The following is a 21,696-nucleotide window of genomic DNA, read 5'->3' as shown; positions in this document are numbered from 1 at the left end:
TCCCCCGACGTGTCGCAGCCCAAGCTGCAACTGAGCGACGACGAGTGGCGCAAGAAGCTCAGCCCGGAAGAGTTTCATGTGTTGCGCCAGGCCGGCACTGAACGGCCCTTCACCGGCGAATACACCGACACCAAAACCGAAGGCGTGTACCAGTGCCGGGCCTGCGGTACCGAATTGTTCCGCAGCACAGAGAAATTCGAGTCGCATTGCGGCTGGCCGTCCTTCTTCGATCCGGCGAAATCCGACGCGGTGATTCTGCGGCCCGACCATTCCATGGGCACGACGCGCACCGAGGTGCTGTGCGCGAACTGCCACAGCCACCTCGGCCACGTGTTCGCCGGTGAGGGCTACCCGACGCCGACGGATCAGCGCTACTGCATCAACTCGATCTCGCTGCGGCTGGTGCCGGCGGGCGGATAGCCCGCGGATCGTTTCCCGGGAGTCTCATTTCCCGGGAGTCTCAGGAGCCCCAGTCCCACGGGGCATGCCGATTGCCCGCCTCTGAGCGACAATTCAGCGACAAAATCGGTGCCGACCACACGTCTGCCCAAGAACGAATCACAGGCCTGCACGAGTTGTCGCTGAAAGGCGGGCAAAAATCCATATCACCCGCCGGCGGCAACGGTGCCGGGCGGCCGACTCAGCCCAGGGCGGGCCGCTCAGTCCTCGCGCGGCCGCTCAGTCCTCGCGCGGCCGCCCAGTCCACGCCGCGGGCCGCTCAGTCCACCCGGGTGGCGTGCACTTCCCAGAAGGGGGCGTGCGCCCGATCGCCCTCGAGCCACGGCTCGATCACCCGGAAGCGCTCCAGCAACTTCTCCGCCTGATCGGCCATGTCCGGATTGCGCTTGGCCATCATCTCGATGGACTCGACGCTGACGTTGACCTGATAGGTGGTCGTGCCCAGATAGGTGATCTCCCAGCCGCCGTCCGGAAGCACGTCGCGAAAGTCGTTCTCGGACAACGACCGCAGCATCTTGAAGCCGTTGACGTTGTGTTCGCCGAACTCGAACATGTACAGCCGCGCGCCCGGCCGGGTGGCACGGTGCAGCGCGCGCACGTAGGAGCTGCGCAACTCGGGTTCGGTGCTGAAGGTGTGATAGAAGGCGCAGTCGACCACCGTGTCGAACCGGCCGTCGAACCCGTCCAGCTTCGTCGCATCGGCCAGCTCGAAATTCACCGACACACCGGCCTTTTGGGCGTTCTCCCGGGCGCGTTCGATGGCGCCCGCAGAGCCGTCGATGCCCGTCGCCGAATAGCCCTTGGACGCGTAGTAGATGGCGTGATGGCCCGGGCCGGTGCCCGGGTCGAGCACCTCGCCCCTGATGGCGCCCACCGCGACGAGCTGCTGGACCACCGGCTGCGGGCCGCCGATATCCCACGGGGTGGCGGTCGGCAGGCCATGCGAGGTCCGCTGGTCGCGGTACATCTCCTCGAAGCGGGTGGGATCGGTCGGGTCAAACGGCGCGGTTGTCATGGCAGGGCGTTCACCAGCTGCTCGACGGGCACCCGGGGGCCGGTAAAGAACGGCGTCTCCTCGCGGGTGTGCCGGCGGGCGTCAGTGGCGCGCAGCTCGCGCATCAGGTCGACGATGCGGTGCAGCTCGGGAGCCTCGAAGGCGAGCAGCCATTCGTAGTCGCCGAGCGCGAACGCCGGGACCGTGTTGGCCCGGACATCCTTGTATTCGCGCGCGGCCATGCCGTGCTCGGCGAGCATGCGGCGGCGTTCCTCGTCGGGCAACAGATACCACTCATAGGACCGCACAAAGGGGTACACGCAGATGTAGGCGCCGGGTTCCTCGCCGGCCAGGAACGCCGGGATGTGGCTCTTGTTGAACTCGGCCGGGCGATGCAACGCGACGCTGCTCCACACCGGCGAGCTGGCCCGCCCCAGCGCGGTGGTGCGCCGGAAATCGGCGTAGGTGGCCTGCAGCGCCTCGACGCGTTCGGCGTGCGTCCAGATCATGAAGTCGGCGTCGGCCCGCAGACCCGCGACGTCGTAGAGGCCGCGCACCACGACGCCGCGCTCCTCCTGCTGCTTGAAAAACGTCGACGCCTCGTCGATGACGTCGTCGCGCTGGTCGCCGAGCTCACCCGGCTCCACGGAGAACACCGAGAACATCAGGTAGCGGATCGTGGAGTTGAGCGAGTCGTAGTCGAGCTTGGCCATGGAACCTATCGTGCCACTTGCGCGTCCAAGCCTCCGATGGCCCTGATCACACGCTCGACCGCGCGCCCGGCCGCGCCGACGCAGGCCGGCACGCCGATGCCGTCGAGGTAGCTGCCGGCCACCGCGAGCGTCGGCGGCAGGCCCGCCCGCACCTCGGCGACCACATCGGCATGGCCGGGCCCGTACTGCGGCATCGCGTCGATCCAGCGCTGAATGCGGACGTCGACGGGTTCGACGGTCAACCCGAACACGGTCGCCAGGTCACCCAACGCCCAGGTCAGCAGCTCGTCGTCGGACGTGTCGGCCGCCACGCGGTCGCCGAACCGCCCGAACGACAGCCGCAGCAGCTGCGCGTCACCCCGGCCACCCCACTTGCGCGAGGACAGCGTGATGGCCTTCGCCCGCAGCCGCTCGCCGGTGGCCACCAGCACGCCCGAACACTCCGGAAACGCGGTATCGCCCGGCACGGCGAGCGCCAGCACCACCGACGATGCGCTGGCGATGCGCACGGCGGCGGCGCCGCTGCGGGGGGCGATCTCGGCAAGCAGACGGCCACTCTCGCCGGCCGGGACGGCCAGGATCACCGCGTTGGCGGCCCAGCGAGCGCCGGTGTCGTCGAACACCGTCCAGCCCGCGCCGGCGGGCTTGAGCCGCGACACCGCCGCGGGCACCCAGCGCGGGCGGCCGCGCGCGACCAGCTCGTCGATCAGCACCTGGTAGCCACCCTCGAGCGCCCCGAACACCGGCGCGCCGGTGGCCGGCGGCAAGGCCTGCCCCACCGCGTCGGTCAGGCTGGGGGCGCCGCGGTCCAGCGCCGCCGCGACCGTCGGGGCGGCCGCGCGCAGGCCAATGGTGGCCGCCGAACCCGCATAGACCCCGCTCAGCAGCGGATCCACCGACCGGGTCACCACCTGGTCGCCGAACCGCTCGCCCACCAGATCGGCCACCGACGGATCGCCGCCCGCCCGCCACACCAGCGGGCGGGTGGGTTCGGCCTCGATGCGGGCGAGCGTGGCCTCGTCGACCAGTCCGGCCACCGACGCCGCCGTCGACGGGATCCCGAGAACGGTGCCCGCCGGCAGTGCCCGCAACTGCCGCCCGCTGTAGATCAGCGGGCGGGCGCCGGTCGAAACCCGCTGGCACTGCGACAGATTCAGCTCAGCCAGCAGCGCAGGCATCTCGGGGCGACGCAGCACGAAAGCCTCGGCACCCAAGTCCATCGGCACCCCGCCGACCAGCTCGGTGCGCAGCACGCCGCCGAGTCTGTCCCCCGGTTCGAACAGCGTGATCGCCGCGTCGTCGCCGGCGGCCATGCGCAGCCGGTAGGCCGCCGTCAGCCCCGAAATGCCGCCCCCTACAACACAATACGAAGGGGAACTCATAGGGAGTGGACCAGCGACACCAGGTCGGTCAGCACACCGGGGTCGGTCTCGGGCAGCACGCCGTGGCCGAGGTTGAAGACGTGACCGGCGGCCCCGGCGTCGATCGCGCGCCGGCCGTCGTCCACGACGGCGCGCGCCGCGCGTTCCACCACCGGCCAGCCCGCCAGCACCACCACCGGATCGAGGTTGCCCTGCAATGCCGTGCCGGGTTGCACGCGGGCGGCCGCATCGGCCAGGGAGGTTCGCCAATCGACGCCCACCACGTTCGCGCCGACCGACGACATCGCGCCCAGCAGTTCGGCGGTGCCGACCCCGAAGTGGGTCATCGGCACGCCGTAGTCGGCAAGCGCGGCGAAAACCCGGGCGCTGTGCGGCTGCACGTAGCTGCGGTAATTCGCCAGGGACAGCGCCCCGGCCCACGAGTCGAACACCTGAACGGCGTCCACCCCGGCCTCCAGCTGCACCCGCAGGAAGCCCACGGTGATGTCGGTCAGCTTCTCCATCAGCGCGTGCCAGGTGTCCGGCTCGGCCAGCATCATCGCCTTGGTGCGCGCGTGGTGGCGGCTGGGGCCGCCCTCGATCAGATAGGACGCCAAGGTGAACGGGGCGCCCGCAAAGCCGATCAGCGGAACATCGCCGAGCGCGGACACCAGCAGCGACACCGCGTCGGATACCGGTTGAACCCGTTGCCGCTCAAGGGGTTTGATCGCCGCCACGTCGGCGGCGGTGCGCACCGGCGACGCGATGACCGGGCCGACGCCCGCGACGATGTCCAGGTCGATGTCGGCGCCGAGCAACGGCACCACGATGTCGGAGAACAGGATCGCGGCGTCGACGTCGTGGCGGCGCACCGGCTGCAGGGTGATCTCGCTGACCAACTCGGAGTCGAAGCAGGCCGACAGCATGTCGGTCTGGGCTCGCAGCGCCCGGTATTCGGGCAGCGAGCGACCGGCCTGCCGCATGAACCACACCGGCACCCGGCTGGGTTTGCGGCCGCTCACGGCCGCCAGATACGGCGACTCGGGAAGATCGCGGCGAGTACTCATCAGCCCTAATGCTGCCATGACCGCCGCACACCGAACTCCGCTGCGTACTATCAACGACTGTGCCCGTCAGCCATCCCTCTGTGAATTACGACGACTTCCCCAGCCTGCGCTGCGAGCTCGGCGAGAACGGGGTGCTGACGTTGGTTCTCGAGTCCCCCGGGCTGAATTCGGTCGGCCCGCAGATGCACCGCGACCTGGCCGACATCTGGCCGGTGATCGACCGCGATCCGGCCGTGCGCGCCGTCTTGGTCCGCGGCGAGGGCAAGGCCTTCTCCTCCGGTGGCAGCTTCGACCTGATCGACGAGACCATCAACGACTACGACGGCCGGCTCCGCATCATGCGTGAAGCCCGCGACCTGGTGCACAACATGGTCGACTGCGACACCCCCGTCGTGTCGGCCATCCGCGGGCCGGCGGTGGGCGCGGGCCTGGTGGTGGCCCTGCTCGCCGACATCTCGGTGGCGGGACGGACCGCGAAGCTCATCGACGGGCACACCAAGCTCGGCGTGGCGGCCGGTGACCACGCCGCGATCTGCTGGCCGCTGCTGGTCGGCATGGCCAAGGCCAAGTACTACCTGCTGACCTGCGAGACGCTGCTGGGTGAGGAAGCCGAGCGGATCGGGCTGGTGTCCACCTGCGTCGACGACGACGACGTGCTGTCCACCGCCACGCGCATCGCCGAGACCCTGGCTCAGGGCGCGCAGAACGCGATCCGGTGGACCAAGCGCAGCCTCAACCACTGGTATCGCATGATGGGCCCCACCTTCGAGACCTCGGTGGGCCTGGAATTCCTCAGTTTCAGCGGCCCCGACGTGCAGGAAGGCCTGGCCGCGCACCGCGAGAAACGCCAGGCGCGTTTCACCCGCTGACCGCTGCCTGAGCTGCATATATAGCTTAGGTGGAGGCCTGGTAACGGCTTGGTCGCGGCCGGTTTGAAACCCGGCGCGCCTGTCGCGGCGTGTCGGGCTGTAGGTCTACCGTCGATCCCTGTGACCCGTGCCGTGACGACGCAGAACGGTCGGGATGAACAGGAGCGGCGCCAAGTGACCTCATCCGAACCGGCCCCATTCCGCGAGGCGGTAGCGGCGATGAACGCCGTCGTCGTGCGGCCGGAGATCGAGTTGGGTCCCATCCGGCCGCCGCAACGCTTGGCTCCCCACAGTTACGCGCTGGGCGCCGAGGTCAAACATCCCGATCACGACATCATTCCGGAACGGTCCGACGGCGACGCCTTCGGACGGTTGATCCTGCTGTACGACCCCGAAGGGGCCGACGCGTGGGACGGCACCATCCGCATGGTCGCCTACATCCAGGCCGACCTCGACCCCAGTGAGGCGGTTGACCCGCTGCTGCCCGAAGTAGCGTGGAGCTGGTTAGTCGAGGCACTGGAGTCACGTATGGAGCAAGTTGTCGCCCTGGGCGGCACCGTCACCGCCACCACATCGGTTCGCTACGGAGACATCTCCGGGCCGCCGCGCGCCCACCAACTCGAGCTGCGCGCGTCATGGACCGCGACGTCGCCCGCGGTCGGCGGTCATGTCGAGGCCTTCTGCGAGGTACTGGAGCACGCCGCGGGCCTCCCCCCCGCCGGAGTCACCGACCTGAGCTCGCGGTCACGCGCCTAGCATGGGCGCACCGTCGGCCGACGGGCCGGGCAGCAGCACGCCCGGCGACACCGGCACCGACCCCGCGCCCATGCCGCTGCCGCGCCCGGCCGAGGGAGTCCCGCCGATCTCGGTGAGCGTCCGCGACATCGAGGCCGCCGCGCAGCGCCTGGACCGTGGGCACGGGCCCTTCGCCGTGGACGCCGAGCGTGCATCGGGCTTCCGCTACTCCAACCGGGCCTACCTGATTCAGATCCGGCGGGCCGGTTCCGGCACCGTGCTCATCGATCCGGTGAGCCATGGCGCCGACCCGCTCGAGGCGCTGCGGCCGGTGGCCGAGGTGCTGGGCAACGACGAATGGATCTTGCATTCCGCCGACCAGGACCTGCCCTGTCTGGCGGAGGTGGGCATGCGGCCGCCGGCGTTGTATGACACCGAACTCGCCGGACGGCTGGCCGGGTTCGACCGGGTGAACCTGGCGACCATGGTCGAGCGGCTGCTGGGTTTCGGGCTGGCCAAAGGACACGGCGCGGCCGACTGGTCCAAGCGGCCCTTGCCCGAAGAATGGCTCAACTACGCCGCTCTGGACGTCGAGCTGCTCATCGAGCTGCGCGCGGCGATCTCCGAGGTCCTGGCGGAGCAGGGCAAAACCGATTGGGCCGCACAGGAATTCGACTACCTGCGGGACACGGGTTCGAAAGATCCGGGTGCCGCCGCGCGCCGGGACCGGTGGCGGCGCACGTCGGGCATCCATCGGGTTCGCGATCAGCGCGGCCTGGCCGCGGTCCGCGAATTGTGGTTGACGCGCGATCAGATCGCGCAGCGCCGTGACATCGCGCCGCGCCGCATCCTGCCCGATTCGGCGATCATCGACGCCGCCCTGTCCAACCCGACGACCGTCGAGGAACTCGTCGCCTTGCCTGTGTTCGGTGGGCGCAATCAGCGGCGCAGCGCCGCGACGTGGCTGGCGGCGCTGGACGAGGCGCGGCGGACCAGAAACCCGCCCGCGGACAGCGAACCGCCGAACGGGCCGCCGCCGCCGGCGCGGTGGAGCCGGCGCAAACCGGAGGCCGCCGCCCGGCTGGAGGCCGCGCGCTCGGCGCTGTCCGAGGTCTCCGAGCGGGTCCACGTCCCCACCGAGAACCTGGTCTCGCCGGACCTGGTGCGACGGCTGTGCTGGGACTGGGCGGCCGCGCCCGATCCGCTCGACGCCGTCGACGCGTTCCTGCGTGCCGGCCAGGCCCGGCCGTGGCAGCGGGAGTTGGTGGATCCGGTCCTGGCCCGAGCTTTGCAGGCGCCCGCGGCGCCAGACGACAGCAACGCCGAAATCGACGGCAGCGCGCGAAAGTTTGAGCAGGGGTCGCGCCGGCGCGACGGCTAGTCGAGGTGCTCGCGGATCTCCGCCTCGGTGACGCCGCTGCCCAGCGCGGCGACCCACCCGGTGATGCGGCGCGCGACGTCTTGGTCGGTGAGCGCCAGATCCGAGAGCAGCTCACCGCGCGAGGCGTGCTCGTAGAACCGTTGCGGCACTCCGACGTCGCGGCACGGAACGTCGATCTCGGCGCGGCGCAGGGCGGCGGATACCGCCGAGCCCACGCCGCCGTTGACTCCGTTGTCCTCGCAGGTGACGACGAGTTTGTGCTGCGCCGCCAATTCCAGGACGCTCTCGGACACCGGCAGCACCCAGCGCGGGTCGATGACCGTGACCCCGATCCCCTGGTCCTGCAGCCGCCGGGCCACCGCCAGCGCCATCAGCGCGAACGCCCCGACACCCACCAGCAGCACGTCGTGATTGCATCCGCCGGCCGGGACCGCGAGCACGTCGACACCCGAGAGCCCCGATCCGCGACGCTCGATCGCCGGGATGTCCTCGCCCACATCGCCTTTGGGGAAGCGCAGCGCCGTGGGGCCGTCGTCGACCCCGAGCGCCTCGCCGAGTTCCTCGCGCAATCGGGCGGCGTCGCGCGGTGCGGCCACCCGCATGCCGGGCACGATGCCCAGCATCGACATGTCCCACATGCCGTTGTGGCTGGCGCCGTCCGAACCGGTGATGCCGGCCCGGTCGAGCACCATGGTGACGGGCAGCTTGTGCAGCGCCACGTCCATCATGATCTGGTCGAAGGCCCGGTTGAGGAACGTCGAATAGATGGCCACCACCGGATGCATGCCGCCCATGGCCAGGCCGGCCGCCGACGTCATCGCGTGCTGCTCGGCGATGCCGACGTCGAACAGGCGGTCCGGGAAGTGCTGCCCGAACGGGGTCAGTCCGGTAGGGCCGGGCATGGCCGCCGTGATGGCCACGATGTCGCGGCGCTTCCTGGCGTAGCCGATGAGCGCGTCGGAGAACGTCGCCGTCCAGCCGGGCCCGGCGACCTTGGTGGCCTGGCCGGTGACCGGGTCGATGACGCCGCAGGAATGCATCTGCTCGGCTTCGTCGTCCTCGGCCGGGGCGTAGCCCATCCCCTTGCGGGTCACCACGTGCACGATCACCGGGCGACCGAAGCCGCGCGCGTGCCGCAGCGCGGCCTCCACCGCGCGTTCGTCGTGACCGTCGACGGGGCCCACGTACTTCAGCCCCAGGTCGGTGAACAGGAGCTGGGGTGACAGCGAGTCCTTGATGCCGGCCTTGACGCTGTGCATGACGCGGTAGGCGATCTTGCCGACCAGCGGCAGCGAGCGCAGCGCGTCGCGGCCCTTCTCCAGGGCCTGCTCGTAGGCCGGCTGCAGCCGCAGGGTGGCCAGATGGTCGGCGACACCGCCGATCGTCGGGGCGTAGCTGCGGCCGTTGTCGTTGACCACGATGATGATCGGGCGGCCGGACGCGGCGATGTTGTTCAGCGCCTCCCAGCACATGCCGCCGGTGAGCGCGCCGTCGCCGACCACGGCGACCACGTGCCGGTTCCGGTGCCCGCTCAGCTCGAAGGCTTTGGCCAGGCCGTCGGCGTAGGACAACGAAGCGCTGGCATGGCTGGACTCGACCCAGTCGTGCTCGCTCTCGGCGCGCGACGGGTACCCGGACAGCCCGCCCTTCTTGCGCAGGCTCTCGAACTCGTGGGAGCGGCCCGTCAGCATCTTGTGGACGTAGGCCTGGTGGCCGGTGTCGAAGATGATCGGATCGTGGGGCGAGTCGAACACGCGGTGCAGGGCGAGCGTCAGCTCGACCACGCCCAGATTGGGCCCCAGGTGTCCCCCGGTGGCAGCGACCTTGTGTATCAGGAACTCGCGGATCTCGGCGGCAAGGTCGCGAAGTTCACGTTGGGAAAGGTGCTGCAGATCAGCGGGCCCGCGGATCTGTTCCAGCATTCAGTCAGTCTACGCAGCGCGCGCCGAATGGCACGGTGGCGACGCTCACCGCGCCGGCGCCGGGCCGAACAGTTCGGCCAGGGCGTCGTGAAGCTCGGGATCCGCCAGGATGACGACCTCATCGCCGGCCTCGAGTTCGGTGTCGCCCCGCACCGGCACCAGGCCGGTGGTGCGGACCACGATGCTCACCCAGATGTCACCGACCCGGTCACTGAGACCTTCGACCGTGGACCGCTCGGCCGCGGATCCGGCGGCGACGCTGAAGCGGTGGACCCCCTCCGGTTCGTCGGCGAGCCGCACACCTATCTCCCACGGCTGGGTCTCCACCGTGCGCATCGGCAGGTGCAGCAGCCTGGCGACACCGGGCACCGAGCTGCCCTGCACGAGCACCGAGAAGACGACGACGATGACCACGACGCCGTACAGGCGTTCGGCGTCGGCGACATGGGCGGCCCGCAGGAACTCGCCCAGCAGGATCGGCACCGCGCCCTTGAGCCCGGCGAACAGCACGAAGATGCGTTCGTTTCGCTGCAGCCCTACGGGCATCAGGCAGGAGCCCACGCCCAACGGCCGAATCAGCACCGTCAGGGCCACCGCGAGGATGAGCCCGGGAATCCACACATCGGGATGGCCGAGCACGGTGAGGTCGACGGTCAGACCCAGGACGGCGAACGCGACGATTTCCGCCAGACCGGCCAGGGCGGCGTGGAATCGCTTGATCTCCGGCTTGTAGGGCGCGCGGGCGTCGCCGATCACGATGCCGGCCACGAACACGGCCAGAAATCCCGAGCCGTGCGCGAGCGTCGCAATGCCGTACAACATCAGGCAGCACGCCAGCGTTCGCAGCGGGTAGAGGCCTTCGCTCGGCAACGCCACTCGGCGCATGAACACGAGCAGGGCACGACCGCCGATCAACCCGACGGCCAGGCCGATCGCCATCTGCAAAACGAATTGAGTTCCCACGCTGGCGAATCCGGCCGCGCTGAGGCCACCGGCGGCGACCAGGCTGGACATCAGCGAGATGCCCACCGGATCGTTGGCACCGGACTCGCCCTCCAGGATGGTGCTGCTGCGGCCCCTGATCTCGCGTTTGCCCAGCACGGAGAAGACCACGGCCGGATCGGTGGGAGCGACGGCCGTGGCGACGAGCACCGCGGGAAACCAGTCGATCCCGCACACGTAGTGCACCACCAGTGCTGCCCCTGCCGCGGTCAGGGCGGTGCCCACGACGCCCACCGACAGGATCGGGACGGCCGCCGCGCGGAAGCGCGACGGCCCGATGTGCATGCCGCCGTCGAACAACACCAACACCAGCGCGATGGTGATCACCCGCTCCACGGTCTGCTCGGACGGTGGCTGCACCGCGGACACGGAGTGCACCGCGACGGCGGTGCCGATCAGCACGAGCAGGGGGACCGGGATCTTGACCCGCTCGGTCAGTCGGTTCGCCAACACCGCAACCAGGCCGACGCCACTGGCGAACAACACGATCAGCGCGTAGCGCAAGGTCTCGTTCACGACGGCAGCAATCGGGTGGCGGCGGGCACGTACCACGCACGAGATCGGTATGCCGCGACCAGCACGGCCCGTCCTTTGGTGGGAAGCACCTGAGCCTTTCGATCGGTCGACAACGACATCGCCGACCAGACTTCCCGGCACACCGCGACGGAGTCTAGCCGGTCGGCAGATCCACCCGCGCGGCATTGCGGCGAGGTCCCGGCGGGGCCGTCGCCGCCGGAACTCGCTAACGCGTCAGCAGCGCGACGCATTCGGTGTGATGGGTCAGCGGGAACGCGTCGAACACTTTGATCTTCTCGACGGAGTATCCGTGACCGAGGTAGATCCCGATGTCGCGAGCGAAAGATGCTGCCTCACAACCGATGTGCACCACCCGCGGGACATCCGCGGCCGCCAGCAGGTCGATGATCTCGCGCCCGGCCCCCGCCCGGGGCGGATCCAGCACCGCGACGTCGGCGCGACCTCGTTCCGCCGCCAGCGCGCGCCGCACCGAGTCGGTGACGATCCGCACCTGGGTCAGATCGGCCAGGGCGGCCCGAGCGGCCCGGGTCGACCCGCGCGAGGTGTCGACGCTGAGTACCCGCCCCGACCGCCCCACCGCATCGCCGAGCGCCGCGGCGAAAACGCCTGCGCCACCGTACAAATCCCACGCGCGCATCCCGGTGCCGAGCTGCGCCCAGTCAGCGACCAGATCGCTGTACACGCCCGCCGCATCGCGGTGCGCCTGCCAGAAGGCGGTCACCGGCACCTGCCAGCTGCGCCCGGCCACTCGCTGCACCGCCTCATAGCGACCCTGGACCACCTTGGTCGCGGTGTGCCTGCCCTGCCGCAGGGTGCGCACCACGTGGCGCGCGCCGTCGTCGTCGACGGCCACGTGCAGTTGCGCGGCCGGGGGCCACTCGCTCTCGGCGATCCCGTCGAGCATGCCGGCGGGCAGCTGGGCACACCGCAGGTCGGTCACCAATTCCTCGCTGTGGTACCGGTGGAAGCCCGGGCGACGGTCGCGCCCCACGTCGAGCCGAACGCGGGTGCGCCATCCCGTCGGCGCGGAATCCGCCAGCGGCTCGGCTTCCCCGCTCCAGGCATATCCGCCGAGGCGCTCCAGCTGATTGGCCACCACGTCGGCCTTGAGCGTGCGGGCCACCTCCGGGACGGCGAATGCCAGATCGCAACACCCGGCAGCGTCCACCCCGGCGATCGGGCACAGCGACGCGATACGGCCGACCGCCGGCTCGATGACCTCGATAACCTCTGCGTGCCAATAGGATCCGCGATCCGCGGTGACCCGAACCCGCACCCGCTCGCCGGGCAGCGCGTACCGGACGAACACCACGCGGCCTTCGTGATGCGCGACGCAGCTGCCGCCGTTGGCCGGGGCGCCGGTGGTCAGGGTCAGCTCCCCGACCGGGGGTGCCGCCTGTTCCCCTGCGCGTGTCGACTCGCGGGTCAATCGAAGATTCCCCGACGAGCGTCACCCGGCGCCATGTGCGGCTGCAAGGCCTTGCGGCGTTCCGACGAACTCAATTGCCACGGAACCGACGTCACCATGACACCCGGCATGAACAGCAGCCGTCCCTTGAGCCGAAGGGCGCTCTGGTTGTGCAACACCTGCTCCCACCAGTGGCCCACCACGTACTCGGGAATGAACACCGTCACCACGGTGCGCGGCGACTCCTCCCTGGCACGTTTGACGTATTCCAAGACGGGACGGGTGACTTCGCGATACGGCGAGGCGATGACCTTGAGCGGGACGCTGATATCGCTTTCTTCCCACTTGTGCACCAGGTCGCGGGTTTCCGCATCGTCGACGCTGACCGTCACGGCCTCGAGGACGTCGGGCCGGGTGGCCCTGGCGTAGGCCAGCGCCCGCAGGGTCGGCAGGTGCAGTTTGGACACCAGCACCACCGCGTGGTTGCGGCTGGGCAACACCACCTGCTCCTGGGCGGCGGCCTGCTCCTCCAACTCGCGGTTCACCGTGTTGTAGTGCCGGTGAATCATTTTCATGATTCCGAACAGCAGGCTCATCGCGAACAGGGCGATCCACGCCCCGGCGAGAAACTTGGTCGCCAGGACCACCAACAGCACCGTACCGGTGGACAGCAACCCGACCGTGTTGACCACGCGCGAACGCATCATCTTGCGCCGCATCCGCGGATCGGTTTCGGTGTGCAGCAACCGGGTCCAGTGCCGGACCATGCCGATCTGGCTCAGCGTGAAGGAAATGAACACGCCGACGATGTACAGCTGGATCAATGCGGTGACCTCACCGCGAAACGCGATGATCGCCAGCAGCGCCGCCCCGGACAAAAACAGGATTCCGTTGGAGAACGCCAATCGGTCTCCGCGGGTGTGCAATTGACGCGGTAGGTAGCTGTGCTGCGCCAGGATCGAGCCGAGCACCGGAAAGCCGTTGAACGCGGTGTTGGCCGCCAGCACCAGGATGAGCGCGGTCACCGTGGCGATCAGCAGGAACCCGATGTGAAAGCTGCCGAACACCGTCTGCGCCAGCTGGGTGACCAGTGTCTTCTGGTAGTAGCCCTTGGGCGCCCCGCCCAGTTGCCGCGCAGGATCCTCGACGAGCTGGACCCCGATCTTCTGCGCCAGCACGATGATCCCCATCAACAGGGTCACCGCGATCCCGCCCAGCATCAACAGGGTGGTCGCCGCGTTGCGCGACTTGGGTTTCTGAAACGCCGGCACCCCGTTGCTGATCGCCTCGACACCCGTCAGCGCCGCACACCCCGAGGAGAACGACCGCGCCACCAGGAACGCCAAGGCGAACCCGACGACCTGGCCGTGTTCGGCGTGCATCTGGAAGCCGGCGGACTCGGCCCGCAGCGGGTTACCCAACACGAAGATCCGGAACAGCCCCCAGCCGATCATCACCAGGACACCGATGATGAACGCGTAGGTCGGGATGGCGAAGGCCAAACCGGACTCGCGGACCCCACGCAGGTTCAGCGCCATCACCAGCAGGATGGACACCACACAGAAGAACACCTTGTGTTCGGCCACGATCGGAATCGCCGAACCGATGTTGGCCATGGCCGACGCCGTCGAGACCGCAACGGTGAGAACGTAATCCACCATTAGCGCGCTGGCGACGACGAGCCCTGCGGTGTCACCGAGATTGGTGGTGACCACCTCGTAGTCGCCGCCGCCGGACGGGTAGGCGTGGACGTTCTGGCGGTAGCTCGCCACCACCACCAGCATGACCGCGGCCACCGCGAGCCCGATCCACGGCGTCAGCGCGTACGCCGTCACCCCTGCCACCGACAGCATCAGGAAGACCTCCTCGGGCGCATACGCAACCGAGGACAGCGCGTCGGAGGCGAACACCGGCAAGGCGATCCGCTTGGGCAGCAGCGTGTGACTCAGCCGGTCGCTGCGAAACGGCCGACCGATAAGCAACCGACGGGTGGCGGTTGAAAGTTTGGACACGAGAGCCAAGAGTAAGCCCAGACCGGTTTGGCGGTAGCGTTCGTAGGAGAATGTTCGCCGACCGAAACGGCTGGCCGAAGTGGGTTGCCGGTGAAGGGCGCAGGACGCGGCCGAGAGGACCTCAAGTTGCGAGTAGTGGTGATGGGCTGCGGCAGGGTCGGTTCCTCGGTCGCCGACGGGCTGTCCCGCATCGGTCACGACGTCGCGGTCATCGATCGTGACAGCACCGCCTTCAACCGGCTCAGCCCCGAATACGCCGGCGAGCGGGTGCTGGGGCAGGGCTTCGACCGGGATGTACTGCTGAGGGCCCGCATCGAGGAGGCGGACGCGTTCGCCGCGGTGTCCTCGGGCGACAACTCCAACATCATCTCGGCGCGGTTGGCGCGGGAGACTTTCGGCGTCAAGCGGGTCGTGGCCCGCATCTACGACGCCAAGCGGGCCGAGGTCTACGAGCGTCTGGGCATTCCGACCATTGCGACCGTGCCCTGGACCACCGACCGGCTGCTGAACGCGTTGCTGCGCGAAACGGAGACGGCCAAGTGGCGCGACCCGACCGGCACCGTCGCGGTGTCCGAGGTGGTCTTGCACGAGGACTGGATCGGGCATCGCGTCACCGATCTCGAGCAGGCCACCGGCGCCCGGGTCGCGTTTCTGATCCGCTTCGGGGCCGGCGTTTTGCCGGAGCCCAAATCGGTGATCCAGGCCGGCGACCAGGTGTACGTCGCTGCCATCTCCGGCCGCGCCGCCGAGGCGGTGGCCATCGCCGCCTTACCACCGAGTGAAGATCTCTAAGGAGCGGCGCACATGAAGGTAGCTGTTGCCGGGGCCGGCGCGGTCGGCCGCTCGGTCACTCGGGAACTCATCGGCAACGGCCACGACGTGACGCTGATCGAACGCAACCCCGATCACGTCGACGTCGACGCGATCCCGGCCGCGCACTGGCGGCTGGGTGACGCCTGCGAACTGAGCCTGCTGGAGTCGGTGCACCTGCAGGAGTTCGACGTGGTGGTGGCCGCGACCGGCGACGACAAGGCCAACGTCGTGTTAAGCCTCTTGGCCAAAACCGAATTCGCGGTCCCGCGGGTGGTGGCCCGCGTCAACGATCCCCGCAACGAATGGCTGTTCACCGACGCCTGGGGGGTCGACGTGGCGGTGTCGACGCCGCGAATGCTGGCGTCGCTCATCGAAGAGGCCGTCGCCGTCGGCGATCTGGTGCGGCTGATGGAATTCCGCAAGGGTCAGGCCAACCTCGTCGAGATCACCCTGCCCGACGACACGCCGTGGGGCGGCAAACCGGTGCGCAAACTGCAGCTGCCGCGGGACACCTCGCTGGTGACGATCCTGCGCGGCCCGCGGGTGATCGTGCCCGAGGAGGACGAGCCGCTCGAAGGCGGCGACGAGCTGTTGTTCGTCGCGGTCGCCGATGCGGAGGAGGACCTGCAGAAGCTGCTATTGGGCAGTCACAGTCCGGCCGCCGACTAGTCAGTCGGTGACGGCGCCGGGTCCCATGTCGACCGCGGGGGTAGTGGTGGCGGCGATGGCCCGCTGCGCCGCCTTGATCGCCGCGTACGTGGCCAACGCGGCCAACACGGTCAGCGGCCAGCCCATCCCGATCCGTGCGACCGCCAGCCAACCGGTCCGGTCGGCGTGGTACAGCAACCCCTGAACCACGAACCGGGCCGCGAACACCAGCACCCAGGCCACCGACGCGACGTCGAACGCGTAGACGGCGCGGGGCACCCCGCGCCAGCCGTCACCACGCCCGGTCACCCAGCTCCATGCGTAGCCGACCAGGGGCCGGCGGATCACCACCGACACGGCGACGACCACCGCCCAAACCAGCGACATCCAGATGCCCAGCAGGAAATAGCCCTTGGACTCCCCCAACACGTAGGCGATCAGCGCGCACAGGGCGACGCCGAAGAAGCCGGAAATCGCCGGCTGTGCGGAATCGCGCCGAATGAGCCGCCACGCCAGGATCAGAGCGGCCACGGCCAGCGCGGCCACGATCGCAGGAATCAATCCCGACACGCTCGACGCGATGACGAAGACCACCACCGGAAGCGACGAGTAGATGACACCGCCGACCCCGCCTGCCTGTGCCAGCAGACGTTCCGGGGAGATGCGTTTAGTGGTCAATCGTTTCGACGAACCCGACTCCCGCGGGGTTGCCCCCAGATTGTCGGGATCGGTCACCGCTGAATTTCGTAGTGCGGGTTGTAGATCGCCTTGGTTCCGTTCTCCAGCTTGCCGAGGCGGCCACGCACCCGCAGGGTGCGTCCCGAGTCGATGCCGGGGATGCGGCGCTGTCCCAGCCACACGAGTGTGACGGTGTCGCTGCCATCGAACAGTTCGGCGCGGACTCCGCCGGCGCAGGCCCTGCCGTTGCACTCGACGCTACGCAGCGTGCCCACCATCGTGACCTCCTGGCCACGCTCGCAATCGATGGCGCGTTGCGCGCCGGTGCTTGCGACCTCGTCGGAGAGTTCCTCCGAGTCGAGTTGCTCCGGATTCTCCGTCAACCGACGGGTGAGCCGGCGCAGATACCCTTGGGCCCCCATGGCCACTCCTGACAATGCTGATAAGCCTCGATGCTTCCATTTATGCCAACGGACACCGTAGACCTCTTGGTTCCCCGGCGCCAACCGACTCAAACGTCGTGTTGGAGGGCGAGTGAACGGCCGGGCACTATCGAGAGATGGCGGTCGATCTGCGCGGTGTCGCGACGGTGTTGTTACCCGGAACGGGCTCCGACGACGACTACGTTCACCGGGCGTTTTCGGGCCCGTTAACCGAGGTCGGCGCGGTGCCGGTGACCCCGCCGCCGCGGCCCGACCGGTTGATCGAGGGCTACCTCGCGGCGTTGGACGGCGCGGCCCGCGGCGGGCCGATCGCTGTGGGCGGGGTCTCAATCGGCGCCGCGGTGGCGGTCGCCTGGGCGTTGGCCCATCCCGATCGTGCGGTCGCGGTGCTGGCCGCCCTGCCGGCCTGGGCGGGCGCGCCCGGGACGGCGCCCGCGGCGCTCGCGGCGCAGTATTCGGCGTCACAATTGCGTGCCGACGGGCTGGCGTCGACCACGACCCAGATGCGGGCGTCCAGCCCCCCGTGGCTGGCCGACGAGCTGACCCGATCGTGGGCCGCTCAGTGGCCACATCTGCCCGACGCCATGGAAGAAGCCGCCGCCTACATCGCGCCGAGCTGCGACGAGCTGGCCGGCCTGGCCGCGCCGCTGGGGGTGGCGTCCGCGGTCGACGACCCGATCCACCCGTTGCAGGCCGGGGTCGACTGGGTCGCCGCCGCGCCGCGCGCGGCGCTGCGCACCGTGACGCTGGAGCAGATCGGGGCGGATCCCGCCGCCCTGGGTGCGGCCTGCCTGAGCGCGCTGGCCGACCTGTAGCCGGCTCAGCCGCCGGTGGTGGTGCGGAGCTGCTGCATGGCCGACCCATCGACGCTGCGGCGCGCGGCCGGCTCGCCGGGCGGTGTCTGTTGCCCCTCGGCCTGCTGGCCGTCGCCCTGCTGGGGGGCCTGCTGCGCCGCGGCGGCTTCGCGCAGCTGCTGCGCCATCGGCTCGGGCAGCTGCACGGACAGCGGAGTCCGCACCGGAAGCGGTGTGTCACCGCGCCGAACCACGGTGTCCGCCAAGGCCGCTCGCGCCTCCTGCTCGAGAACTTCCATGGTCTCGTGCGGACCGTTGATGACGCAGCGGATCATCCAGCGGTAGCCGTCCACGCCGATGAAGCGCACCACGCCGGTGGCGGTACCCACCACTTCGCGACCCCACGGGCCGTCCTTGATGCTGACCTGGGCCGAGTCGTTGCGCAGCGACTCGGCGAGCTCGCCGGCCACCTCGCGCCACAGGCCGCCCGTCTTGGGCGCGGCGTAGGCGGCGATGGTGAAACGCCCGTTAGGCGTGACGACCCAGACCGCGCTCGGCACACCGGTTTCGGTCAGCTCGACCTGCAGCTGGCCGGCCTCCGGCATGGGAATCAGCACCGAGCCCAGGTCGAGCCGGGCCAACTCCGCGACGGCGGGGTCGTCGAAGTCCTCGATGTCGAACGGGCCCTCGAGCCCTTCGGGCGCCTGCTCGTCGGCGTCGAGGGCCGCCGCCTCGTCCGCCGCCGGAGTGTCGACGCCCGCAGACCCGCGGGGGGCGTTTTCGTTGTCGTCTTTGCGTGTGCGTTTACCGAATGCCATTACAAACTCGCATGTCCGCCGGAGGAACCGTGACCACCGTCGCCACGGGATGTTTCGGCCAGCCCGGCCTCGTCGAACGACGACACCTCGACCAGCTCGACCAATTCGACCCGCTGCACCAGCAACTGGGCGATGCGATCGCCCCGGTGCACCACGATCGGCTCGGTCGGGTCCAAGTTGATCAGCGCGACCTTGATCTCGCCGCGATAGCCCGCGTCGATGGTACCCGGACTGTTGACGATCGAAAGTCCAACGCGCGCAGCCAGTCCCGACCGGGGATGCACCAGGCCGACCATCCCGAACGGGATGGCGACCGCCACCCCCGTCCGCACCAGGGCGCGCCGACCCGGTTCCAATTTGACGTCTTCGGCGCTGTAAAGATCGATCCCGGCGTCGCCTTCGTGGGCGCGGCTGGGCAGCGGAAGTTCGGGGTCAAGGCGGACGATGGCCAGACTGGTCGACACGGGGCCACAGACTACCCTTGACTGCGTGTCCGATACGCGCGTCGCGCCGCACAACGTGCGGTATCGCGAACGATTGTGGGTTCCGTGGTGGTGGTGGGCACCGGCGTTCGCGCTCGCGGGCATCATCGCTTTCGAGTTCAACATGGGCGTCACCCGCCAGTCGTCCTGGTGGCCGTACGCGACGCTGTTCGCCGTGGCGGCCGCGGCGTTGCTGTGGCTGGGCCGCATCGAGATACGGGTGACAGCCGACCCCGCCGCTCCGGGCGAAGTGCAGCTGTGGGCCGGCCAGGCGCATCTGCCGGTCACCGTGATCGCCCGCTCCGCTGAGATAGCGCCCTCGGCCAAGTCCGCCGCCCTGGGCCGCCAACTCGACCCGGCGGCGTACGTGGTGCACCGGGCATGGGTGGGGCCGATGGTCCTGGTGGTACTCGACGACCCGGACGATCCGACGCCGTATTGGCTGGTGAGCTGCCGTCACCCCGAGCGGGTGCTGTCGGCATTGCGGAGCTGACCGCTCAGGCCGCGCAGTCGGTACAGATCATCATGCCGTTCTTCTCGCTGGCCAGCCGGCTGCGGTGTTGCACCAGGAAGCAGCTCGCGCAGGTAAACTCGTCGGCCTGCTTCGGAATCACGCGCACCGACAGCTCTTCACCGGACAGGTCGGCGCCAGGCAGTTCAAAGTTCTCAGCGGATTCAGATTCGTCGACATCGACGACGGCCGAAGCCGCCTCGTTCCGTCGCGCTTTGAGCTCCTCCAGCGAGTCCTCCGAAACGTCGTCGGTTTCGGTACGCCGTGGAGCGTCGTAGTCGGTAGGCATTGCCCTATCCCCTCACATGCCCTCGTTATCCAAGCATCGCTTTGTACCAGCGTCGAACGCATCCACCAAACGATTCGTGCCCGTATCGCGCCCCATTACTATGTGATTTGCATCACATGACCATTCTTACCCTTGCGCTCGCCTCTGAACAGTGGGTTTGGCGTGCGGCTAGAGTGCAGCTGTGGTCACGCAAATCACCGAGGGTACAGCTTTTGACAAGCACGGTCGGCCTTTTCGGCGGCGCAACCCCCAGCCCGCCATCGTCGTGGTGATTCTTCTCGCAGTGGCCACCGGCGTGATCTGGACGATCGCTTTGACGCGGCCCGCCAAGGTGCACGAGGCCGCGGTGTGCAATCCCCCGCCGCAGTCGACCGGTTCAGCGCCGGCCCAGCTGGGTGAGCACGTGTCGCGCAGCGCCATGATGGACGTCACGCCCGCCAAGCTCGCCGACACCAAAGTCCGGGTCCTCAACGCCAGCGGGCGGGGCGGACAGGCCGGCGACGTCGCCGGGGCCATGAAAGATCTCGGCTTCGCGCAACCGACCGCCGCAAATGACCCCCTCTATGCAGGCACCCGACTCACGTGCCAGGGCCAAATCCGGTTCGGCACCGCCGGACAGGCCACCGCGGCCGCCGTGTGGCTGGTGGCGCCGTGCACCGAACTCTTCAACGACAACCGCGCCGACGACTCCGTCGACCTGTCCCTGGGCACCGACTTCAGCGCGCTGGCGCACAACGACGACATCGATGCCGTGCTCGCCACCCTGCGTCCCGGCGCCACCGAGCCCTCAGATCCCACGCTGCTGGCCAAGATTCACGCCAGCAGCTGCTGACGCGGGCGGTCAGTCCAGAATCGGATCCAGGCCGTTGAACCGCTCCAGGACGGCCAACAGCTCGTCGGCGATTCCGGGCGCGGCGGCCAGCGCCAAACCGGCCCCGTCCACTCCGGGTGCGGGCAGGACCACCCGCGCCCCGGCCTCCGCGGCGATCAGCGCGCCCGCGGCGCGGTCCCACACCTGCAGGCCGTGCTCGTAGTAGGCATCGAGCCGACCCGAGGCGACCATGCACAGATCCAGTGCGGCCGAACCGATGCGACGGACATCGCGGACCACCGGCAGCAGGCGCGCCAACAGCGCCGCCTGCGCCGCGCGGCGCTGCCGCGAATAGCCGAACCCGGTGCCCAGCAACGCCATCGACAAATCGTCGACGGCAGCGCTCTGCAGCGGCTGCGTGCCGTCGTCGTCGGTGACATGCGCACCCAGGCCGAGAGCCGCCGAGTACACCCGGCGCCCGACGACGTCGGCGACGGCCCCGGCCACCGACTCGCCGTTGACCTGTGCTCCGACCGACACGGCGTAGGCGGGGATGCCGTAGACGAAATTCACCGTGCCGTCGATGGGATCGAGAACCCAGGTGACCGATCCGGCCGGCGTGCCCGCCGGGTCGGTCGGGCCGCCGCCTTCCTCGCCGAGAATCGGCTCCCCGGGCCGTAATTCGGCCAACCGGTCGCGCAACAGCCGCTCCGTTTCGGTGTCGACCACGGTCACCGGATCGGTCGGGGTGCTCTTCGATCGCACCGCGCCACCGTCTTGGGCGTTCCAGCTGCCCGCGTCGGCGCCGAAAACCTCTGCCCGCCGACGCCTCACGAATGCGGCGGCGTCCGCGGCCAGGGTTTCGGCGACCGAGCGCAGCACTGCGAGCTCGTCATCGGAAGGGGTCACGCCTCTATCGCATCACAGTCGCCACGGCCGCGTAGACGCC

The 21,696-nt window shown here is 69.3% G+C and carries 22 protein-coding genes and 1 pseudogene; 9 read left to right on the top strand and 14 right to left on the bottom strand.

Annotation, left to right across the window (positions count from 1 at the left end; all coding sequences use genetic code 11):
- Positions 1 to 9: 9 nt before the first annotated feature.
- Complete coding sequence (msrB, locus tag G6N50_RS01955) at positions 10 to 420, top strand: peptide-methionine (R)-S-oxide reductase MsrB (RefSeq protein ID WP_142275616.1); 411 nt, start codon at positions 10 to 12, stop codon at positions 418 to 420.
- A gap of 298 nt (positions 421 to 718) precedes the next feature.
- Here the strand turns inward: msrB and G6N50_RS01950 are convergent, their stop codons facing one another.
- Genes G6N50_RS01950 through hemE form a run of 4 tightly spaced genes read right to left on the bottom strand, consistent with a single transcriptional unit; the run spans position 719 to position 4,594 of the window.
- The gene (locus G6N50_RS01950) at positions 719 to 1,474 is read right to left on the bottom strand and encodes a class I SAM-dependent methyltransferase (RefSeq protein ID WP_083096346.1); all 756 of its coding nucleotides are present in this window, start codon (positions 1,472 to 1,474) and stop codon (positions 719 to 721) included.
- The gene (hemQ, locus tag G6N50_RS01945) at positions 1,471 to 2,166 is read right to left on the bottom strand and encodes a hydrogen peroxide-dependent heme synthase (protein ID WP_067839943.1); all 696 of its coding nucleotides are present in this window, start codon (positions 2,164 to 2,166) and stop codon (positions 1,471 to 1,473) included. Before hemQ ends, G6N50_RS01950 begins: the two co-directional genes overlap by 4 nt.
- 5 nt (positions 2,167 to 2,171) lie before the next feature.
- The gene (locus G6N50_RS01940; RefSeq protein ID WP_083096348.1) at positions 2,172 to 3,548 is read right to left on the bottom strand and encodes a protoporphyrinogen oxidase; all 1,377 of its coding nucleotides are present in this window, start codon (positions 3,546 to 3,548) and stop codon (positions 2,172 to 2,174) included.
- A complete protein-coding gene (gene hemE, locus G6N50_RS01935; RefSeq protein WP_083096349.1) occupies positions 3,545 to 4,594 on the bottom strand; it encodes a uroporphyrinogen decarboxylase in 1,050 nt (349 codons plus the stop codon). Before hemE ends, G6N50_RS01940 begins: the two co-directional genes overlap by 4 nt.
- A 59-nt stretch (positions 4,595 to 4,653) precedes the next feature.
- On the opposite strand from hemE, the gene G6N50_RS01930 reads away from it, so the two are divergent.
- The 3 genes and pseudogenes from G6N50_RS01930 to G6N50_RS01920 all read left to right on the top strand — a co-directional run bounded on the left by G6N50_RS01930 (position 4,654) and on the right by G6N50_RS01920 (position 7,579).
- The gene (locus G6N50_RS01930) at positions 4,654 to 5,463 is read left to right on the top strand and encodes an enoyl-CoA hydratase/isomerase family protein (protein ID WP_083096351.1); all 810 of its coding nucleotides are present in this window, start codon (positions 4,654 to 4,656) and stop codon (positions 5,461 to 5,463) included.
- Between the two features lie 89 nt (positions 5,464 to 5,552).
- A pseudogene (locus tag G6N50_RS01925) lies at positions 5,553 to 6,219 on the top strand (DUF3000 domain-containing protein).
- A 1-nt stretch (position 6,220) separates the two neighbouring features.
- A complete protein-coding gene (locus G6N50_RS01920; RefSeq protein ID WP_083096352.1) occupies positions 6,221 to 7,579 on the top strand; it encodes an HRDC domain-containing protein in 1,359 nt (452 codons plus the stop codon).
- Here G6N50_RS01920 and dxs read toward each other — a convergent pair.
- The 4 genes from dxs to G6N50_RS01900 form a co-directional block, all read right to left on the bottom strand.
- Positions 7,576 to 9,501 carry a 1-deoxy-D-xylulose-5-phosphate synthase gene (gene dxs, locus G6N50_RS01915; RefSeq protein WP_083096354.1) on the bottom strand — a complete coding sequence of 642 codons (1,926 nt, stop codon included), beginning with the start codon at positions 9,499 to 9,501 and terminating at the stop codon, positions 7,576 to 7,578. The two genes, G6N50_RS01920 and dxs, sit on opposite strands and share 4 nt — an antisense overlap.
- A 45-nt stretch (positions 9,502 to 9,546) precedes the next feature.
- A complete protein-coding gene (locus G6N50_RS01910) occupies positions 9,547 to 11,019 on the bottom strand; it encodes a cation:proton antiporter domain-containing protein (RefSeq protein WP_232068862.1) in 1,473 nt (490 codons plus the stop codon).
- 226 nt (positions 11,020 to 11,245) lie between these two features.
- Complete coding sequence (locus tag G6N50_RS01905; RefSeq protein WP_083096358.1) at positions 11,246 to 12,469, bottom strand: class I SAM-dependent RNA methyltransferase; 1,224 nt, start codon at positions 12,467 to 12,469, stop codon at positions 11,246 to 11,248.
- Complete coding sequence (locus tag G6N50_RS01900; RefSeq protein ID WP_083096359.1) at positions 12,466 to 14,460, bottom strand: APC family permease; 1,995 nt, start codon at positions 14,458 to 14,460, stop codon at positions 12,466 to 12,468. The genes G6N50_RS01905 and G6N50_RS01900 overlap by 4 nt, the downstream gene beginning before the upstream one ends.
- Positions 14,461 to 14,586: 126 nt before the next feature.
- Here G6N50_RS01900 and G6N50_RS01895 point away from each other — a divergent pair, with 126 nt between their 5' ends.
- Together G6N50_RS01895 and G6N50_RS01890 are read left to right on the top strand one after the other, a co-directional pair.
- Positions 14,587 to 15,252, top strand: a complete 666-nt coding sequence (locus G6N50_RS01895; RefSeq protein ID WP_120312186.1) for a potassium channel family protein — start codon at positions 14,587 to 14,589, stop codon at positions 15,250 to 15,252.
- A 12-nt stretch (positions 15,253 to 15,264) separates the two neighbouring features.
- A complete protein-coding gene (locus tag G6N50_RS01890) occupies positions 15,265 to 15,942 on the top strand; it encodes a potassium channel family protein (protein ID WP_083096361.1) in 678 nt (225 codons plus the stop codon).
- On the opposite strand, the gene G6N50_RS01885 is transcribed toward G6N50_RS01890, so the two are convergent.
- Together G6N50_RS01885 and G6N50_RS01880 are read right to left on the bottom strand one after the other, a co-directional pair.
- Complete coding sequence (locus G6N50_RS01885; RefSeq protein ID WP_083096468.1) at positions 15,943 to 16,599, bottom strand: DUF3159 domain-containing protein; 657 nt, start codon at positions 16,597 to 16,599, stop codon at positions 15,943 to 15,945.
- Positions 16,600 to 16,652: 53 nt separating this feature from the next.
- A complete protein-coding gene (locus G6N50_RS01880; RefSeq protein ID WP_083096362.1) occupies positions 16,653 to 17,021 on the bottom strand; it encodes an OB-fold nucleic acid binding domain-containing protein in 369 nt (122 codons plus the stop codon).
- Between the two features lie 137 nt (positions 17,022 to 17,158).
- Here G6N50_RS01880 and G6N50_RS01875 point away from each other — a divergent pair, with 137 nt between their 5' ends.
- Positions 17,159 to 17,857, top strand: a complete 699-nt coding sequence (locus tag G6N50_RS01875) for a hypothetical protein (protein ID WP_083096364.1) — start codon at positions 17,159 to 17,161, stop codon at positions 17,855 to 17,857.
- A gap of 5 nt (positions 17,858 to 17,862) precedes the next feature.
- On the opposite strand, the gene G6N50_RS01870 is transcribed toward G6N50_RS01875, so the two are convergent.
- Positions 17,863 to 18,654 (bottom strand): DUF3710 domain-containing protein, encoded by a 792-nt coding sequence (locus G6N50_RS01870; RefSeq protein ID WP_083096366.1) that lies wholly within the window; start codon positions 18,652 to 18,654, stop codon positions 17,863 to 17,865.
- Positions 18,654 to 19,118, bottom strand: a complete 465-nt coding sequence (gene dut / locus G6N50_RS01865) for a dUTP diphosphatase (RefSeq protein ID WP_083096368.1) — start codon at positions 19,116 to 19,118, stop codon at positions 18,654 to 18,656. Before dut ends, G6N50_RS01870 begins: the two co-directional genes overlap by 1 nt.
- Before the next feature lie 25 nt (positions 19,119 to 19,143).
- Here dut and G6N50_RS01860 point away from each other — a divergent pair, with 25 nt between their 5' ends.
- Positions 19,144 to 19,629 (top strand): DUF3093 domain-containing protein, encoded by a 486-nt coding sequence (locus tag G6N50_RS01860; RefSeq protein ID WP_083096370.1) that lies wholly within the window; start codon positions 19,144 to 19,146, stop codon positions 19,627 to 19,629.
- A gap of 4 nt (positions 19,630 to 19,633) precedes the next feature.
- On the opposite strand, the gene G6N50_RS01855 is transcribed toward G6N50_RS01860, so the two are convergent.
- Positions 19,634 to 19,936, bottom strand: coding sequence for a DUF4193 domain-containing protein (locus G6N50_RS01855; protein ID WP_083096372.1), 303 nt, complete (start codon positions 19,934 to 19,936; stop codon positions 19,634 to 19,636).
- Between the two features lie 181 nt (positions 19,937 to 20,117).
- On the opposite strand from G6N50_RS01855, the gene cei reads away from it, so the two are divergent.
- The gene (cei, locus tag G6N50_RS01850) at positions 20,118 to 20,768 is read left to right on the top strand and encodes an envelope integrity protein Cei (protein ID WP_083096373.1); all 651 of its coding nucleotides are present in this window, start codon (positions 20,118 to 20,120) and stop codon (positions 20,766 to 20,768) included.
- 9 nt (positions 20,769 to 20,777) lie between these two features.
- Here cei and G6N50_RS01845 read toward each other — a convergent pair whose 3' ends face one another.
- Entirely contained in the window at positions 20,778 to 21,656 is an 879-nt protein-coding gene (locus tag G6N50_RS01845; RefSeq protein ID WP_083096375.1) for an inositol monophosphatase family protein, read from the bottom strand.
- Between the last annotated feature and the right edge of the window lie 40 nt (positions 21,657 to 21,696).

Origin of the sequence: Mycobacterium mantenii (genome assembly GCF_010731775.1) — a bacterium.
In the GTDB taxonomy this organism is placed as follows: Bacteria; Actinomycetota; Actinomycetes; order Mycobacteriales; family Mycobacteriaceae; genus Mycobacterium; species Mycobacterium mantenii.
Note: the sequence above shows the minus strand (reverse complement) of the source record. Positions and strands in the feature narration are given on the sequence as shown.

What these genes read in the sequence shown, in the direction of transcription:
- G6N50_RS01950 (WP_083096346.1), bottom strand. Translation starts at nt 1,474, where the DNA reads ATGACAACCGCGCCGTTTGACCCGACCGATCCCACCCGCTTCGAGGAG.
- hemQ (WP_067839943.1), bottom strand. Translation starts at nt 2,166, where the DNA reads ATGGCCAAGCTCGACTACGACTCGCTCAACTCCACGATCCGCTACCTG.
- G6N50_RS01940 (WP_083096348.1), bottom strand. Translation starts at nt 3,548, where the DNA reads ATGAGTTCCCCTTCGTATTGTGTTGTAGGGGGCGGCATTTCGGGGCTG.
- hemE (WP_083096349.1), bottom strand. Translation starts at nt 4,594, where the DNA reads ATGAGTACTCGCCGCGATCTTCCCGAGTCGCCGTATCTGGCGGCCGTG.
- G6N50_RS01920 (WP_083096352.1), top strand. Translation starts at nt 6,221, where the DNA reads ATGGGCGCACCGTCGGCCGACGGGCCGGGCAGCAGCACGCCCGGCGAC.
- dxs (WP_083096354.1), bottom strand. Translation starts at nt 9,501, where the DNA reads ATGCTGGAACAGATCCGCGGGCCCGCTGATCTGCAGCACCTTTCCCAA.
- G6N50_RS01890 (WP_083096361.1), top strand. Translation starts at nt 15,265, where the DNA reads ATGAAGGTAGCTGTTGCCGGGGCCGGCGCGGTCGGCCGCTCGGTCACT.
- G6N50_RS01880 (WP_083096362.1), bottom strand. Translation starts at nt 17,021, where the DNA reads ATGGGGGCCCAAGGGTATCTGCGCCGGCTCACCCGTCGGTTGACGGAG.
- G6N50_RS01875 (WP_083096364.1), top strand. Translation starts at nt 17,159, where the DNA reads ATGGCGGTCGATCTGCGCGGTGTCGCGACGGTGTTGTTACCCGGAACG.
- G6N50_RS01870 (WP_083096366.1), bottom strand. Translation starts at nt 18,654, where the DNA reads ATGGCATTCGGTAAACGCACACGCAAAGACGACAACGAAAACGCCCCC.
- G6N50_RS01855 (WP_083096372.1), bottom strand. Translation starts at nt 19,936, where the DNA reads ATGCCTACCGACTACGACGCTCCACGGCGTACCGAAACCGACGACGTT.